This is a genomic window from Paenibacillus sp. N119s (genome assembly GCF_059447605.1).
The window spans coordinates 26,048-43,028 of record NZ_JCAJRU010000012.1 but is presented as its reverse complement, the minus strand read 5'-3'; the positions used below and the strand labels follow the sequence as shown (position 1 = coordinate 43,028).

Below are 16,981 nucleotides of genomic sequence, written 5' to 3'. Positions count from 1 at the left end.
AAAAAAGAAGGGACTCTCTCTTAAAGAAATCAATTATGCCGTAATCAGTACTGATGGGAATGTATATTTTGATGAATATAAGGATAAAATCGAATCTCCTATTGATAAAGAATAAATGAATTTGATTTCTTTAACATTAAAGGTATATAATAGATATGGAATGATAAGAAAACATAGACATATAGAATGATTTTAAGGGAGGAATCGCGATGAAATCATTTAAGTATGCTTTGGAGAAAAAGGAACCCAGAACCGGACCAGGAGGTATCACGCGAGGGGCTTCAGTCCACGATTTTCCTGTATCAGAAGGAATAGCAGGGGTTTCTATGCGTCTAGAGCCTGGTGGAATGCGCGAACTTCACTGGCATGCCAATGCAGCTGAATGGGCCTATGTGATTAGCGGCTCCTGTCGGACAACTGTTATCCATCCAGACGGTACTTCCTATGTCGATATTTTTAACCCCGGTGATGTATGGTATTTTCCGCGTGGTTATGGTCACTCCATTCAAGGTCTTGGACCTGGAGAATGTCATTTTATCCTGATTTTCGATAATGGTGATTTTTCGGAGGACCATACGTTCAGCATTACTGATTTTATCGCTCAGACTCCCACGGATGTTGTCATGCAGAATCTCGGACTCGCAGCAGACGAGCTGGCTCTTTTGCCAAAGAAGGAAGCCTATTTTGCCAAAGGACCTGTCCCTTCTACGAGATCTCATGATGCATTTCCCCGCACTTCTTCCGATCTGATTACTAAACACCGCTATCCTTTAATGGCCAAACAGCCCAGATCGGCACCGGGTGGAGGGACTCAGCGGACCGTTACAGTAGAAGATTTTCCTATTTCTTCGACGATGGCAGGATCTGTGATTGAGCTGGAACCCGGTGGATTGCGAGAAATGCACTGGCATCCCAATGCGGATGAATGGCAATATTATTTGGACGGCAAAGCAGAAATGACTGTGTTCCTGGCCGAAGGAAATGCAGTGACAGAGCAGTTTGAAGCCGGAGATGTAGGGTATGTACCTATGGGAGCAGGGCATTATATTCAAAATACCGGATCGGACGTATGCCGTATTTTGATTGGTTTTAACAGTGGTCATTACGAGGCCATTGATTTGAGTGAGTGGATGGCTGGCAACCCTGTGGATGTATTGGCAACGAATCTGAACCTTCCTAGAGAAATAGCGGATAAACTGCCTCATAAATCGGTCTTCATTGCTCCAAAATCTTAAATTTTAAACCTTAAATCATAAAGTATCTAGTAAGCCCGCATATATTACCTTATTCCTAGGTTGCATATGCGGGCTATTGAATTTGATTCTATACTTTTGAAGAAAGCAATAAAGCAATTTAGTGAAATTAAAATTGAACAACCTGCAACCCTGTGCTATTCTTATACGAAAGTGAAGATTAACGTGTGAAAAAATGATGGTTTATTATGTTTATAAACATCTGATGATACGATGAATAGAGGGGATGTACAGCCATGAATTCTGTTATTGAACTTAACAATGTAAGCTGGAAGAGAGATAACCGCACCATACTGGATCAAATCAATTGGCAGGTAGCTGAGGGAGAGCACTGGGCTGTGCTTGGCTTGAATGGATCAGGCAAAACAACAATGCTCAATATGATTAATGGTTACATATGGCCAACCACAGGTAGTGTCAGCGTATTAGGTCATCCCTTTGGAGATGTCGATCTGAGGGAGCTGCGCAAATCTATCGGTTGGGTCAGTTCCTCTTTACAGGAAAGAATTAATGGGAGCCAGCGTACGCAGGATGTTGTCATTAGCGGCAAATTTGCATCCATTGGACTTTACGATCAGACGACGGAGACAGATTATGAACAGGCTATTCAGCTTATGACCCAACTAGGCTGTGCTCATCTTGTGGATCGGTTGTATCAGGGATGCTCACAGGGAGAAAAGCAAAAAGTGCTCATTGCCCGCGCGTTAATGGCCTCGCCCAAGCTGTTGATTTTGGATGAGGCATGTAATGGTCTGGACTTTTTTTCACGGGAATCCTTACTAACCAGTATTCAACAGCTTTCCGAGTCGCCGGGTTCGCCCAATTTATTGTATGTTACACATCATATTGAAGAAATTTTACCGATGTACACGCATACCATTTTGATTCGCCGCGGGACAGTTTTTGCTAAAGGTAAAACAGCAGACATTCTGAGCAGTGAAACACTGAGTGGCTTTTTTGAAACACCGGTGCAAGTAGAATGGAGACAGGATCGTGCATGGCTTTCTATGGTATAGAGCGTCAATGCGGTTTATTCTTTTCCAATCCTGACTACAATGACAGAAGAGAAACATTGTAGAGAGGTGAATGGAGTGTCAGAGCATCCATTACAATCTTTTTTTCAAACGGTGAAGGATAATCTAAAGGAAATGGTGAGTGTCAATACGACCATTGGAGAACCAGTTGTCGTGTTCGACGGCACTATAGTCATACCGGTCTGTAAAGTGAGCTATGGCTTTGCGGCAGGTGGAAGAGATCTGGATAATCACAATCAGGAAACCGTAAAGGTGATGCCGTCGTTTGGAGGAGGTATGGGCGGAGGTGCGTCCGTAACCCCTCTCGCCATTATCATTATTGGAAAAATAGGCGTCCAAACGATCTACCTGAATAACTCCTCTACGGTATACGACAGGATTTTGGATATAGCGCCACACCTATTGGATCAATTGGACAACCTTATTAAGCGATATCATACGGGAGATGATAATGGTCATTGAATCAGGTCTGACCCATTTGTGTTTACTAAGGCTACCAACGGGATGATGCCGTCGCTTTGTACAGGAAAGGAATTGTTTTTCCTTACTATAAGATTTTTGGCCTCTGACTGGCTATGGCAGGGGGGCTGCTCATTATGCGCCATGACATATTGTCCATTGGAAAGCAACTGTCGAGCTTTAATATTATCACTTAGCAGCAGCAATAAATATTGAATGACGAAAGATTGATGTTCTTCATTTAGTACCGGACACATCAATTCAATCCGCTTGTCCATATTTCTGGTCATCCAGTCTGCACTGGAGAGCCACACTTGGGGTGTCCCCGCATTTTCAAAATAAAAAATTCGGGAATGCTCCAAAAATCGGCCGACAATGCTGCGAACGGTAATATTGTCGCTCAGTCCGGGAATTCCTGGACGCAAACAGCAGATGCCGCGAACGATCAGATCAATTTGGACGCCTGCCTGGGATGCAGCGTATAGCTCGTCGACCAATTGTTTGTTCGATAGCGAGTTCATTTTGGCTATAATCCTTGCAGGTTTTCCCCTTAGGGCATTTTCCACTTCGCGTTGAATATAGCCCAATAAGCGTTGCTTCAGATGGACTGGGGCTACGCTGAGGTAATGCCACTGATTTGGGGCGGAAAATCCAGTGATTTTGTTGAATAAATTGGAGACATCTTCGCCGATCTCCGGATGGGAAGAGAAAAGCCCGATATCTGTAAATACTTGCGCCGATACTTCATTGTAATTTCCGGTCGCCACATGAATGTATCGTCTAAGAGAATCTGCTTCCTTACGTACAACCAATATCATTTTGGCATGAATTTTCAGTCCGGACAGACCGTAGACGACATGGCACCCTGATTTCTCCAGTTCCTTTGCCCATTCAATATTTTTGGCTTCATCAAACCGTGCTTTCAATTCGACGACTACAGTGACCTGCTTTCCTGCTTCGGCCGCTTGATTCAAAGATCGGATAATTCTTGAATTACCGTTTACGCGATACAGGGTCATTTTGATAGCCATAACGGATGGATCGGCAGCAGCATGCTGGACAAAATCGTTAACCGTGTCGAAGGATTCATATGGATGAAATAAGAGAACATCTTTTTTTCGCAACACTGAAAATAAATCGTCCGTCTTCATGAATTCCCACGGATATAGAGGAGCGAATCTCGAATACTTGAGATGCTCATAGCCCTCGATCGAACTAGCGAATGACATGAAGTAGCTCAAGTCAATGGGTCCTTCATGCGTAATTAAGAAATGGCTTTCGAGTTCCAGTTCTTTTTCCAGTAATTCCAGCGCAAATGGATCAAATCCATTTTCTATTTCCAAACGGACCGGAGTACCCCATTTCCTTGCGCGCAATACTTTTTCCACTTCATCAAGAATATCCTCGGCTTCTTCCTCGTTTAAATCAAGGTCAGCATTGCGAGTTAAACGGAACGTATGGAAAGTAAGAGGCGTATACGTTGTAAACAAAGTGTGAATATGCTGCTTAATCAAATCCTCAAGCAAAATAAACTGCCGACGCTCTTGATCCAATCGAGACGGAACCTCAATATACCTCGGTAAATTGGACGGAATTTCAACCAGAGCAATATAAGCTTCCTTGCCTGCTGCATCGGAAGGCGGTTTCAGGGCAACGGCCAAATACACGCTTTTCGAACGAAGCAGGGGAAAGGGACGACTTTTATCGATAGCTAGAGGAGTGAGCACGGGAAATATTTTTTCAAGATAATAGGCTTCCATTTCTCTCCTCTGTTCAGGAGTTAGCTCGCCATAAGCAGTAAAAACAAGACCTTCTTCATTTAACAACTGTATAATACGTGCGTAGGTGGCATACTGATCGGCTACTAATTGCTCAATCATGATGATTACTTTATTTTGTAACTGTTGCGGGGTAAAACCAGTGAAATCGATCTCTGTATTACCCGCTCTAATTTTATCCATAAGTCCTGCGACCCTAACACTGACAAACTCGTCCAGATTGGTGGAGACAATCGATAAGAACTTTGTTCGCTCCAGCAGCGGGGTGCTTTCGTCCTGTGCTTCCTCAAGAACACGTCTGTTAAATTGAAGCCAGCTTATTTCACGGTTAATATAATTCAAGAAGCACGCCTCCTGCTTATGCTTTTTTTCTAAACAATAAATACCGTAGTTTTTGAAACAATTGCCAGGTGGCACCAAGACGAATCGTGATCGTGTCGGGAATATTCTCATCGTTTTTGTGCATGATTATTAGACTCCTCTTGTTGTTAAAATGGGGAAAACTCGCTAAACCAAGTTAGCGAGTATTGGAGAAAATTTAATTATTCGTAGATGTGGCCGGCTGCATTGCATCGACAATCTGAGCTGGTGCTGATTCTGTATTTTTCGCTACGGATTGTGTCAGGTTACTGACCATACGGCTATTTACAAGCGCACTGCCTGCTTGCATTCCGACTCTATGACCCACATTGTTCCCTAACAACCCACCCACAATGGACCCCAGAACTGTCCCTACTCCTGGCAGCAGCGAAGTTCCAAGAATAGCCCCATACTCAATACCAGCCATAACGCCGAGTGCTCCGGTTAAATTCCCCGACGTATGCACCATAAATTCTTTATTGTCCATTTGTCCTTTCGTCAAGCTAATGGTATCCTGCACTTGGCTTATACCTCCTGAGATAAGACCACCCCATAATGAATTGCCCTGAAGCATGCTGATCCCTCCTTTGTTTGATGTTTTGTTACTGCAGATTAATAATTCCCCACTCTGTGTTTTTTAAATTATTGAACATTTTCCAATTGTTACGTCAGTAAATGATGTTCTGAATCGTTTTCCTCCTTAAATGTCGCTTCTGCGGATGGTAGCTCTCTAGTGCGGTCTTTGACTTGATCCACGAGCTCAAGCATAATTCCTGCCCCTTTAACAGCAACTTGGCGTGCAGCCTTTCGCGCTTCAGGGGAAACAGCAAGTACTAAGGCTGTAGCAGCAAAAATAAATCCAAGTGGTGATTTGGCCATAATATCCTCTCCTCAAACAAGTTGTTAATAGAATAATTCCATTATGTGAAATTTTTATACCAGATTACATTCAGAAAACAAAATGCATATTTTGCTAGCTATTGTAAATCATAAGTGAAGTTGATTTTCGAATATGGAAAAGGGAGGTTAACCATAGTGCCGCTACGAAATAAAAACAGGTTTCTTCATGTCCTTCCAGGAAGGATACGGGTTGAAATTTATGGCTTGAAGGGAAGTAAAGCAGCCGCAGAGATTTTAACCCACAGTCTGTCCGCCTGTAATGGAATACTTAGAGCGGAGCCCTGTGCAGTGACTGGCAAAGTGTTGCTCCTTTATGATGTAAAGCTGATTTCTGAGCGTCACATTTTCCATATACTCCGCGAAATAGAAGATCGGATTTGCTCGCCCAATCTGACGGCGCTCCCCAATATACGGAACGAGGATACAGGGTCGAAAGAGGCACAGAGGGAAGCTGCCGCTGCCCAGGCAGAATCAGGTATTCCTTTTGATTTGCCGATTCCCTCTGTGACACCTAAGAGCAACACGAGTGAGGCAAAAGAAAAAATCCCGATTGCCTTAGCTATTTCCATGACCGGTTTAGCCGCATTGGGAATCAAGCAGGTATGTTTCGGACGTTCAGCCCTGGCAAGAAGCCCAGCACCGTTCTATTTATCAGCATTTGTATCTATCGTAACCGGCTACCCTTTTCTCAAACGGGGGATTCAAACCTATTCGGATAAGAAAAAAATAAACTCGGATCTCGTTTTGGGTACAAGCGCTCTCGCTCTTGCGCTTTTGCGCGAAAATTTTGTAGCGCTTGCTGGACTCAGCCTTTTGCAATATGTGAACTGGAAACGAAGTCAGTCTGTGCTCAATGGACAGCAAGAAACTTCCATGTCACCGGAAATTCAAGCGTATAGCCATAAGGCAGGTAAGTTAGGCTGCATTGCAGCCGGGCTGACTTGGGCCGTTACCCGGAATCCACTTCGTGCAATCGCTGTGCTTCTGGCTGCAAATCCGCGCGTGATGACCGTACCAGCCCAATACGCCTGGAAACAGGCCGAGCTCGTTTCAGAAGAAAGAAAATACGTAGTTCCGGAAAAAGGTTCGTTATCCCAACTCGCTCGAACAAAAACGATCTTATTCGAGGATTCGTCACTCCTGTTTAACCGTTCAGAGATTGAAGAAATTCAATGCATGGCGGAGAAGGAGGAAAATGAGGATAAAGTGTTATGTTTGGCAGCCTCATTAATGGAAAAAACAGAGCATCCATGGAAAGACGAGGTGTTCAGCAAGGCGCAGCGAACTCACCGAACGATCCGTACTGCCTTCCATGTGGAAGAAGAGCCTGAGGGAATAAAGGGAAAAGTCAATGATAGACAGATTATCCTGGGTAGCTATAAATATATGGAAGAACACGGCATAGATTGCAGCCCTTATGAGCTTAAATGCAAGAGGCTGGCAAGAAATGAATGCGACGTCCTTTTGGTTGGAAGCCAAGGGAATGGAAAAGGCGAATGCCTTGGGTTAATTGCCAGACATCGGCAAGCAAAGGTCAACGCATACGGTTCTATGGCCTTTCCATTAAGTGAAAAAGGCTGGAGGCTTGGACTGTTGCATAACAGCCTTGACTTTAGTGCTGACGAGCTTTCCCAATACCGTATGGATACAAGCTGGTTAGCTTTTGAACATGGCGAAGTGATTGAACGGATCGCTGCGCTCAAGCAGCAGGGTGAAGAGACTTTATTTGTCTCAGGTCTCGAACAAAATCCGCTTAATGAGTTTTATAAAGAAGCCGGAGTCCAGATGATTTCCATTGATGAGCTGCAACATATTGAGGAAAGTGCCCTGTATGCCGAGAAAACAGAGCAAATTATAAATGAGCATGCTTCGATCGCCAAAAAATGGAATGTAGTAGGATCAGCATTTGCAACATTAGGCATGATCAGTGCCCCGGTGGTCAGTTTGATCGGAGATGCTTTGTCGCTCGTGTTTATATCCAGAACCAAAAACAGGAGCGAAGCCTTTCCATCTTCAACCGAAGTCACGTATAAGGACGAGGCTGCGGTCACTTCCGAAGCTTTGGCCTGGCATCAACTACCTAACGAACAGATCATCACGAAGTTTCGAACAAACCTGCACAGTGGCTTAACCTCAGATCAGGTTCTCTCTACAAGAAGCCACTATGGTTCAAATCAGCTTGAGAGTAAACAACCTACTCCCTGGCTTATTGCATATTTGGGTCAATTTAAGGAATTCACAACGCTGATCCTTCTTGGCACAAGTGCACTTGCCTTTCTTACAGGTGGATTGTTTGATGGACTTGCAATGGGGACAATCCTGCTCGCGAATGCTGCAATTGGCACGATTCAGGAACGCAAAGCGGAAAAGGTTGTGGACAAGCTGAATCAATTTCAACCCCCAGTATGCAAAGTCCTCAGACAAGGCCAGTACGTAGAGCTTAACGCTGTCGAATTGGTGCCCGGCGATATCGTTTCCCTGGAAGCAGGGGACCGCGTTCCAGCTGATATCCGGTTGATCAACTCGTGGAACATGCGAGTCAATGAGTCAACCCTGACAGGGGAATCAGTTCCCGTTGAAAAGGATGAAGACTCCCTCTCCGAAGATTGTGCTTTAGCCGAAAGAACGAACATGCTCTTTATGGGAACCGATGTGTGCGGTGGCAAGGGAACGGGTATTGTTGTGCAAACCGGGATGAATACCGAGATGGGGCATTTAATGTCGCTTTTAAAGGATCAGGAAAAAGAAGTAACCCCTTTACAGGAAAAAGTAACGTCAATTAGTAAGAAATTTGTGAAAGGCGCTCTCATTGTGGGAGGAATTGTCTTCGCAATTGGTATGCTTCGGGGCATTCCTTTTCCACAAATGATTTCGACTTCGATTACACTGGCGGCTTCGGCCATCCCTGAAGGGCTTCCGGTTACCATCACGATTGCTCTCAGTGCAGGCATCTTTCGCATGGCCAAGAAAAACGCGCTGATCCGAAAACTTTCCTCATTAGAAACATTAGGAAGGACTACGGTGATTTGCACAGACAAGACAGGCACGTTAACCAAAAATGAAATGACGGTAAAAGTGCTTTCTACCGCGGATCGTGCATGGAATGTAACAGGAGATGGATACGAACCGACAGGAGCATTGGAGGAGCTTGCGATCGACGCTGCTGCTGCAGCAGAACTCAAAAATGTGAAAAGTTGTGAAACCCCATCAGCCCATCCTGATTTGACCCGTTTGCTGCAAATCTGCTTGTTATGCAATAACAGCAAGCTTGAGCAGCAGGAAGGGCAATGGCTAACCAAAGGGGACCCAACTGAGGGTGCGCTATTGACGCTCGCAGGCAAAAATGGACTGTGGCTTAACGATATGGCCCATTGGCATCGCGGGTATGAAATTCCATTTGATTCCAAGACCGCAAAAATGAGCGTGGTTTGCAAGGATGAACAGACGGAACAGGAATGTTATCTCTTTTCCAAAGGAGCCGTGGAAACCATTCTCCGTCATTGCAATCGATATCAAAAGAATGGCGAAGTATTGCCTCTATCCGAAGAACAGAAGCAGCACATTATACAGCAAAATGAAAAGTTTTCAGAAGCAGCACTTCGTGTGCTCGCTTTTGCATATCGGCCTCTGGATGAGAACATCGACAACGACTCCATTGACGATGAGCACGATTTAATTTACGTCGGTATGACTGGCATGATGGACCCACCCAAAGCTGAAGTAGAGCAAAATATTCAGGAGGCTTTTGCGCTTGGGCTAAAACCTGTGATGATTACAGGCGATCACCCGATTACCGCCATTGCCATCGCGAAGCAACTTGGAATTAACAGTGATGCGCAGAGTGTTGTAACAGGGCATGAGCTTGACCGTTTGTCGGACGAAGAGTTACTCCAAATTGTGGATCGAATATCCATATTTGCCAGAGTTACTCCAGAACACAAGCTTCGTATTGTAACAGCTCTGCAAAAAAACGGACAAATTGTCGCTATGACTGGGGATGGCGTCAATGATACGCCTGCTATTAAGCAAGCCAATGTGGGAATTGCAATGGGAAGAACAGGAACAGAAGTAACGAAGGAAACGGCAGATATGGTATTGACGGAAGATCATTTCGGCACAATTCTGGAAGGGGTTAAAGAAGGCCGAACGATCATCGGCAACATCCGTAAAGCACTCGGCTGTCTGTTAACCGGAAATCTGGCAGAGATTATTGTCACCAGCGTCGCCGTAATGGTCGGATTGCCGATACCTTTGGTTCCGATTCAAATTCTGCTGATGAATTTACTGACCGATGCTTTGCCAGCAATGGTTCTCGCTGTAAATCCAGGTCAGAAAACAAAACAGCAGAAACGAACGGATATCATCGACAAAGACCTGTACCAGAAAGTGATTACCAGAGGAGTTCTGCTGGGATTAGGCTCCCTTGGCTTATTTGCTGCAAGCCTTGCAGTTGGTGCGCCTGTGCCTGTGGCTCAAAGCGTTGCTTTTGCAACTTTGGTTGCGGGGCAATTAATACAAACTTTCTCGTGGCGGCAGGAGGGGTCTGAAGAAACGGTACGCGATTGGACAAAAGATCGCTTTTTAATCGGGGCTCTTTGCGTTTCCTGGCTGGCTCTACTAGGAGCCATATATATACCGCCATTAACAGGGTTCTTCCATACCGCACGTCTGCCACTCCACTATTGGCTTCCCATCCTTGGTGTTGCCGGCTCGGTATCTCTTTTATCCAAACCGATTTTGGCTTTGATTTCAAACAAGCAGACAAGTGAAGACTTTACTGCAAACCACCTCAATGCTGCGGCTTAATCAGCCGCAGTAATACTTTATTACCAGGAGGATTACGATCATGCAAACTAACTTTGAAAAAATTGTTATCGGTACTGCGCTTGCCATTGCGGCCTCCGCATTGCTTCCCATTGCTAAAACCACATTCCGTCCCATAGCTGAAGCTGGGATGCAGGGGGGAACCAGCTTGCTCAATCGAGGTAAATCATACCTTCAATTAGCGCGTGAGGAAGTGGAAGATATTATTGCCGAAGCCAAATTTGAAAGAATGAAAAAGCAATTGGACCAAGAAATTGCCTTGCTAGACGATACCCAGGAATGAGGAGAATGGATAGATGAGCGAGCAAAATATAGATAATCACTTACGCGAAGCTTTAGCACACCTGGAAATGGCCCTAAACCAAAGCGTGAGAAGTGTGCTAGAGAATGATAGCGCGAAAAAAGAAATAGGTTTAAAGTGGGAACGATTTCTTGGGGAATTTATGGGACAAATCCGGGAAAAGGGAAAAAAATCAAGGCTAAATCTACTGAGCTGGATCAGTTTTCCGCGAATACGCTGACAATTGTATGCAGCCTGTAGTCGACAACAGGCTGCATACTGAAGATTCCCTACACGGTAGAGATTCTTTTTAACTAACCTGCTACCAGCATAATCAGAATGGGCAAAAGTAAAAATGAGGCAAGCGTACTCCACAAGATGCAGGTGGAGACCAATTTGGGCGATGCATTGAATTTTTCGGCTAAAATGACTGCATTCACAGCCACTGGCATCGAAGCCAGAATAAAGAGAACGGAGAACAATAAACCTGATATTCCCAATATGAGCATGGCAAGACAAGCGGCAAGCGGAGAAAGAAAAAGCCGGATTGTCAGTCCTACGTAGCTGGCTTTTTTAATAGATGGCTCCAGCCTGAATATTTTTACATAAGCCATCTGGGTACCAAGAATCGCCAGCACGACTGGAGAATAAGCGGCTGCAATCATCGAGACGCCTGATTGAATGCCAGAGGGCAGATGCCAATCCAGTGCTCGAAGTCCCAGTGCGAGAAGAGCTGCATAGATCGCAGGGAGAGAAAATACAGACTTTACGGCACTTTGAACGGAAAATTCAGAGCGAGCTGCAAAGTAAACACCTATGGTATTGACCATAATGATCTGGGTGACGACATATACGGAGGCTTTATCCAGGCCAAGCTGCCCAAAAGCAAGTAAAATAAGCGGCAAACCATAGTTTGCACTATTGGTTAGAGTGGAGACTAAAGTAAGTCCGGCCGTTTCCGGGGCGCTCAGCCTGAAGATTTTCCCCGCTAGCTGTGCAATCCCCCACAACAGCAGCAGGTTTAGCAATGAAAAAGCGGCTGTCTGTGCCACGTCATGCCAGGAAAGCTGAGCCTTGAGCAGTGTGTCCAAAATCATCGCAGGACTTAAAAAATATAAATATAAAGTCGAGAGTGGTTTTGTTTCCAATCTCATGAATTTGCCGAGTAAAAATCCAGCAATCACCGGAATGGACAGCGGAACGATAACGGATAATAGAGTTGAAAGTACGATCTGAACCATGAATTCCATCCATCCTTTCTGTAATAACATGGTTCATTATAAGATGCTGCTTTCAAGCCCGTCCAAGACGGATAAACAATCAAGGTTATAGGTATAAACTATAAATCATAAGTCGCTTATTCCGAGGATAATAAAAGGGATGTCCACTGCCCTGTTAAACGGCAAGTAAGGACATCCCTTTCATATGAACCCGAGTATGCTGTGGGTTTATGCAGAAGCCATGGTTTTCGCTTTGGTACGACAATCGTCAGAGCAATAATGTTGATGTTGTTCTTCGCAATCTGGACACACAATATGCTGGAGATTGCACACCGGGCAGTTAATATAATGATCGTTTGGTGTTTCACAGTGGTAGCATTGACCAACAATAACGTCTTCATCTGTATGGTTGATCCGAACCGAAATCCGCTCGTCAAACACATAGCATTTACCGTCAAACAAACGTCCTTGTACTTCCGGGTCTTTGCTGTAGGTGACGATGCCGCCATCCAACTGAGCTACATCGTTAAAGCCTTCTTTAATCAGCAGACCAGACAGCTTCTCGCAACGAATACCTCCGGTACAGTAGGTCAGGATTTTTTTATCCTTGAACTCAGTCATATGATCACGAATCCATTGTGGGAATTCACGGAACGATTCAACTTCGGGACGAATAGCTCCGCGGAAATGACCGATGTCATATTCGTAATCGTTACGTCCGTCCAAAACCACCACATCTTCATCTTGAAGCTGTTCATAAAACTCTTTTGGTGACAGACGCTTGCCGCTAATTACATTAGGGTCCAGCTCATTCTCATGACGCAGCGTAACCAGCTCTTGACGATGGCGTACAAATATTTTCTTGAACGCATGACCGTCAGACTCATCTATTTTAATAACAATATCGTGGAATTTCGGATTGGCGCGCAAATCACGGATATATTGCTCCGTTTGCTCTACTGTCCCGGACAGTGTTCCATTGATACCTTCCCCAGCAATCAAGATTCTTCCCTTGACGCCCAACTCCTTGCAGTAAGCCAGATGCGCTGCCGTAAAGGTAGCCGGATCTTCAATATTGACATATTTGTAAAATAACAAAATTCGATAAGCATGTTCACACATGTAAAATCACCCTCTGATTCAAGTCAAAGTTTTTTAACAGCATGTTTAAATGTACCACATTCTTTAAGTTAGTCAACATAAATGTATAAAAAGTGGAAATAGAAAAGATGATACGGACAAAAGTAAGGGTTTACATTATAATAATGTTGTGGTGAGGATGAGTTTGCAGTAACAGGTTGGAGGTCTAGCAGATGAAAGGATGGATTCAATGAAACATCATTTGACAGCGCATACACCACCTATGGGGTGGAATAGCTGGGATTGCTACGGCGCAGCGGTAAAGGAAGAGGAAGTAAGGGGAAATGCCCAATACATGGCGGAGCACCTGAAGGAGTATGGGTGGGAATATGTCGTGGTAGATATTCAGTGGTATGAACCGGGAGCTGTATCTTCACAGTATCGACCATTTGTTCCATTAGAAATGGATTCATTTTCACGACTGATTCCAGCGGTGAATCGGTTCCCTTCGGCTGCAGATGGGCGTGGGTTCCATGCTCTTGCAGAATATGTTCATAGTTTGGGATTGAAATTTGGGATACATATTATGAGAGGTATTGCTAGACAGGCGGTTCATCAGGATACTCCAATTTTAGGAACTACAGCGACGGCCAGACAAATTGCACATCCTAACTCTATCTGTCCTTGGAACACAGATATGTATGGGGTAGATGCAACCAAAGAAGGCGCACAGGAATATTATAATTCATTGTTTAACCTGTATGCGGAATGGGGTGTCGATTTTGTCAAAGTAGATGACATTGCTGCATCACGTCTCTATGGTATTCATTTGGCAGAAATTGAGTTGATTAGACGAGCCATCGACCAATGTGGGCGCCCGATGGTGTTGAGCCTATCACCTGGACCTGCACCGTTGGAACATGCGGCTGATTTAATGGCAAATGCTAATATGTGGCGCATGACTGATGATTTTTGGGATGTATGGCCTTTACTGCACGGTATGTTTGAACGTTGTGAGAAATGGGCGGAGCATGTGGGCTCAGGTAACTGGCCGGATTGCGATATGTTGCCGCTCGGTCATCTGGGTATCCGTTCGGTAGATTCAGTAGATTCCGGCAGCCATGATCGGTGGACACGCTTTACGAAGGATGAGCAGTTGACGATGATGACCTTATGGAGCATTTTCCGGTCTCCACTGATGTTCGGGGGAGAACTGCGGGATAATGATGCAGGGACACTTTCATTGCTAACGAACACAGAAGTGCTTGATGTTCATCGCAACGGTGTGAATGCACGCCAGGTCTATAGAAAGGATGAACATATCGTTTGGACTTCTCACAACGAGGAAGGTCACGTATATGCGGCTTTATTTAATGCTGGCGATGAAGCTTCCACCGTTCGTGTATCTTTAAGGGATCTTGGAATGGAAGGACAGGTGAGTGCCAGAGACCTATGGAATCAGGTGGATCTAGGTGTATTAGCGCAGGAACTGTCTGCAGATTTACCCCCCCATGGAGCTGCTCTATTTATTATAAAATAACAGATGCTAGGAACGATCTAAGCTGCATGTTTAGATTCAGTCACCTTATCGTAAAGTGGAGGGTATTTTTACGATAAGGTGATTTTTTGTATGTGTAACTTTATGATATTTTAACGGACTCGACATGATTCTTGGGAATTTGACATATAAAACATGTTAGGTTTATAGAGTACCTATTTCTGCACAAATTTAAATCATTTTAGCGAAATGACTCGAGAAAGGAGTCGAATGATGAAACTAAAAAAAATTCACAAAAATGAACAGGACGAGCCTTGGCCCTCTAGTGAACAGATACTGTGTATCGGAGGGGCCAATCTGGATCGGAAGATCATGATTAAAGGTACATTTCAGCTTTATACCTCTAACCCGAGCAGCACTAGTCTACAATCTTGTGGTGGGGTTGCACGGAATGTGGCTGAAAATTTAGGGAGATTGAGCCGACGGGTCAGCTTGCTGACCGCCGTTGGGGACGATGCTGAAGGCGAATTTATCATTGAACAGTCCAGCCGTTATATGCAGGTGTTACCTCTTCAAGTCCAAGACGAGTCATCAACCGGAGTCTATACAGCCTTGCTGAACGAGCACGGTGAAATGATTGTAGCGACTGCAGAAATGGAAATTTATGACCAGATTCGTCCTTCGGTAATTTTTGAAAATATTCCTTTAATCGCCTCATCCCGACTCGTTCTGCTGGACACTAATTTTTCTATGAACGTAATAGCGGCCACCATACAGGTCTGTCTGGAGCATCAGGTTCCGCTTGTCGTTTCTTCGGTGTCAGCTTCCAAGATGAGAAAGCTTCCCCGAAACTTGCATGGGGTGGAATGGCTGGTATGTAAACCAGATGAGGCGGAAGCTTATTTGGGACTTGAGCTTAAAGATGACCAGCATATATTGGATGCAGCCCGAATTTTTCACAAACTAGGGGTTCAAAATGTCATTTTCATCTGCGGCACTAAGCATGTATTGTTTGCTTCTCAGAATGGAACTCATGGACAAGTCCCGATTCCTCCAGTTCAACAGGTCATTGATGTCACAGGCGCGGACGACGCCTTTATTGCCGGGATGATTTACGGGATTACCCAAGGTTATCCTATGGAGCAAGTGTGCCAGTTTGGAATCAGTTGTGTCGACTTAACCATACAAACAGACCGGACAGTCTCAGACACCATTTCTATAAATAAACTTCATTCTAGATTCCAGGAGCTGTATGGCACACATTCGCAAAATTTTGTGTTTTTTAAGGGCGTGTATTTTAAAAAGAAAAATACATAAGTAAAGAAGAGAACACTGACCCACAACAGTGTGTATTAGACTTTCGTAATGGTTTCAATTATTGAATTTATAAAAGGAGTAGGGTGTCTGATGGACAGTGTGAAATACGCTATTGTTTTTCTGCCGCTGTTCCTTCTTTATATGCTTTTAAAGGGAGGGGCTTTGGCAGTAGGGTTACTGTATCGGCTGATCCATCTCATATTGACCTTACGTGCGGGACCAAGTAACAAGCTTCTAGCTGTGCAGCATGCTAAGCGGATTATTGTAATCGGTTCACCGGGGAGCGGCAAGACTTGCTTGGCCAGACGCCTATCGATGTGGACTCATTTGCCGTATATTTCGTTAGATGATTTGTATTGGGGACCGGAGTGGAAGCGGAGCACAGATGAACAATTTCATAAACAACTGGGTGAAGTCCTGCAAAGGGAAGAATGGATTATCGAAGGGAATTATCATGAGCGTTATTTTACCGAGCGACTTCAGCGTTCCGATACAATCATCGTGATGGATGTCAGCACGATTGAGGCGATATCAGGGGTTATCACACGTTCGCTTAACCGTTTTTTATTTTCTAAAGAACTACCCATAGGAGTGGGGCAGGAATCCGTTCGTATTTGGGACATTTCACCTCGGTTTATCCGCTTTGTTCTAGGTTTTCGCAGACGTATCCGACCTAAAATCTGGCCGCTCATTTTGCAATATGGTGAGAAACGGAATTTGATTATCCTAAAATCTAAATATCGTTCATGTCCCTGGACGAGTCCGGATAGACAATGATCTCCTTGACTCGAAGCTGCGTTTCGTGTAAAGTGGTGAAAATTGTAATATATAGGAATAGTGTAGACCAAGGATCAAAGGTTCAATGACCCGCTGTACAGAGAAGAAACCCATGGGCTGAAAGGTTTCTCGACGCGAATGAACGTTTCCCTGCCTTGCGAGCTGTAGCGGCTGTGTAAGATAAACCGTTACCGGCTAGAC

At 44.6% G+C, this 16,981-nt stretch carries 14 protein-coding genes; 9 read left to right on the top strand and 5 right to left on the bottom strand.

Annotated features, from left to right (window positions below):
- Nucleotides 1-209: 209 nt before the first annotated feature.
- The 3 genes from AC5V8P_RS03260 to ytfJ all read left to right on the top strand — a co-directional run bounded on the left by AC5V8P_RS03260 (nucleotide 210) and on the right by ytfJ (nucleotide 2,749).
- Nucleotides 210-1,235, top strand: coding sequence for a cupin domain-containing protein (locus tag AC5V8P_RS03260; protein WP_064797056.1), 1,026 nt, complete (start codon nucleotides 210-212; stop codon nucleotides 1,233-1,235).
- Between the two features lie 254 nt (nucleotides 1,236-1,489).
- A complete protein-coding gene (locus AC5V8P_RS03255) occupies nucleotides 1,490-2,269 on the top strand; it encodes an ABC transporter ATP-binding protein (RefSeq protein ID WP_064797055.1) in 780 nt (259 codons plus the stop codon).
- Nucleotides 2,270-2,308: 39 nt separating this feature from the next.
- Entirely contained in the window at nucleotides 2,309-2,749 is a 441-nt protein-coding gene (ytfJ, locus tag AC5V8P_RS03250; protein ID WP_495473553.1) for a GerW family sporulation protein, read from the top strand.
- On the opposite strand, the gene ppk1 is transcribed toward ytfJ, so the two are convergent.
- The 3 genes from ppk1 to AC5V8P_RS03235 all read right to left on the bottom strand — a co-directional run bounded on the left by ppk1 (nucleotide 2,743) and on the right by AC5V8P_RS03235 (nucleotide 5,763).
- Nucleotides 2,743-4,866 carry a polyphosphate kinase 1 gene (gene ppk1 / locus AC5V8P_RS03245; RefSeq protein ID WP_064797053.1) on the bottom strand — a complete coding sequence of 708 codons (2,124 nt, stop codon included), beginning with the start codon at nucleotides 4,864-4,866 and terminating at the stop codon, nucleotides 2,743-2,745. The genes ytfJ and ppk1 overlap by 7 nt on opposite strands.
- 196 nt (nucleotides 4,867-5,062) lie before the next feature.
- Nucleotides 5,063-5,458, bottom strand: coding sequence for a hypothetical protein (locus AC5V8P_RS03240; protein ID WP_064797052.1), 396 nt, complete (start codon nucleotides 5,456-5,458; stop codon nucleotides 5,063-5,065).
- 89 nt (nucleotides 5,459-5,547) lie between these two features.
- Nucleotides 5,548-5,763 carry a hypothetical protein gene (locus tag AC5V8P_RS03235; protein ID WP_064797051.1) on the bottom strand — a complete coding sequence of 72 codons (216 nt, stop codon included), beginning with the start codon at nucleotides 5,761-5,763 and terminating at the stop codon, nucleotides 5,548-5,550.
- 153 nt (nucleotides 5,764-5,916) lie between these two features.
- Here AC5V8P_RS03235 and AC5V8P_RS03230 point away from each other — a divergent pair, with 153 nt between their 5' ends.
- The 3 genes from AC5V8P_RS03230 to AC5V8P_RS03220 are packed head-to-tail and all read left to right on the top strand — an operon-like array spanning nucleotide 5,917 to nucleotide 11,129.
- Nucleotides 5,917-10,590: a cation-translocating P-type ATPase gene (locus AC5V8P_RS03230; RefSeq protein WP_064797076.1), complete on the top strand. Its 4,674-nt coding sequence runs from the start codon at nucleotides 5,917-5,919 to the stop codon at nucleotides 10,588-10,590.
- A 40-nt stretch (nucleotides 10,591-10,630) separates the two neighbouring features.
- Nucleotides 10,631-10,891, top strand: coding sequence for a DUF5132 domain-containing protein (locus tag AC5V8P_RS03225; RefSeq protein ID WP_231116862.1), 261 nt, complete (start codon nucleotides 10,631-10,633; stop codon nucleotides 10,889-10,891).
- A 13-nt stretch (nucleotides 10,892-10,904) separates the two neighbouring features.
- Entirely contained in the window at nucleotides 10,905-11,129 is a 225-nt protein-coding gene (locus AC5V8P_RS03220) for a hypothetical protein (RefSeq protein ID WP_063210711.1), read from the top strand.
- 73 nt (nucleotides 11,130-11,202) lie between these two features.
- Here AC5V8P_RS03220 and AC5V8P_RS03215 read toward each other — a convergent pair whose 3' ends face one another.
- A complete protein-coding gene (locus AC5V8P_RS03215) occupies nucleotides 11,203-12,129 on the bottom strand; it encodes an AEC family transporter (protein ID WP_063210713.1) in 927 nt (308 codons plus the stop codon).
- A gap of 207 nt (nucleotides 12,130-12,336) precedes the next feature.
- Nucleotides 12,337-13,230 (bottom strand): oxygen-dependent tRNA uridine(34) hydroxylase TrhO, encoded by an 894-nt coding sequence (gene trhO / locus AC5V8P_RS03210; protein WP_064797050.1) that lies wholly within the window; start codon nucleotides 13,228-13,230, stop codon nucleotides 12,337-12,339.
- A 208-nt stretch (nucleotides 13,231-13,438) separates the two neighbouring features.
- Here trhO and AC5V8P_RS03205 point away from each other — a divergent pair, with 208 nt between their 5' ends.
- From AC5V8P_RS03205 to AC5V8P_RS03195, 3 genes are all read left to right on the top strand, one after another.
- Complete coding sequence (locus tag AC5V8P_RS03205; RefSeq protein ID WP_064797049.1) at nucleotides 13,439-14,728, top strand: glycoside hydrolase family 27 protein; 1,290 nt, start codon at nucleotides 13,439-13,441, stop codon at nucleotides 14,726-14,728.
- 231 nt (nucleotides 14,729-14,959) lie between these two features.
- Entirely contained in the window at nucleotides 14,960-16,003 is a 1,044-nt protein-coding gene (locus tag AC5V8P_RS03200; protein ID WP_064797048.1) for a carbohydrate kinase family protein, read from the top strand.
- A gap of 90 nt (nucleotides 16,004-16,093) precedes the next feature.
- On the top strand, nucleotides 16,094-16,780 hold the full coding sequence (locus tag AC5V8P_RS03195; protein WP_064797047.1) for a P-loop NTPase family protein: 687 nt from the start codon (nucleotides 16,094-16,096) through the stop codon (nucleotides 16,778-16,780).
- Nucleotides 16,781-16,981: the final 201 nt, after the last annotated feature.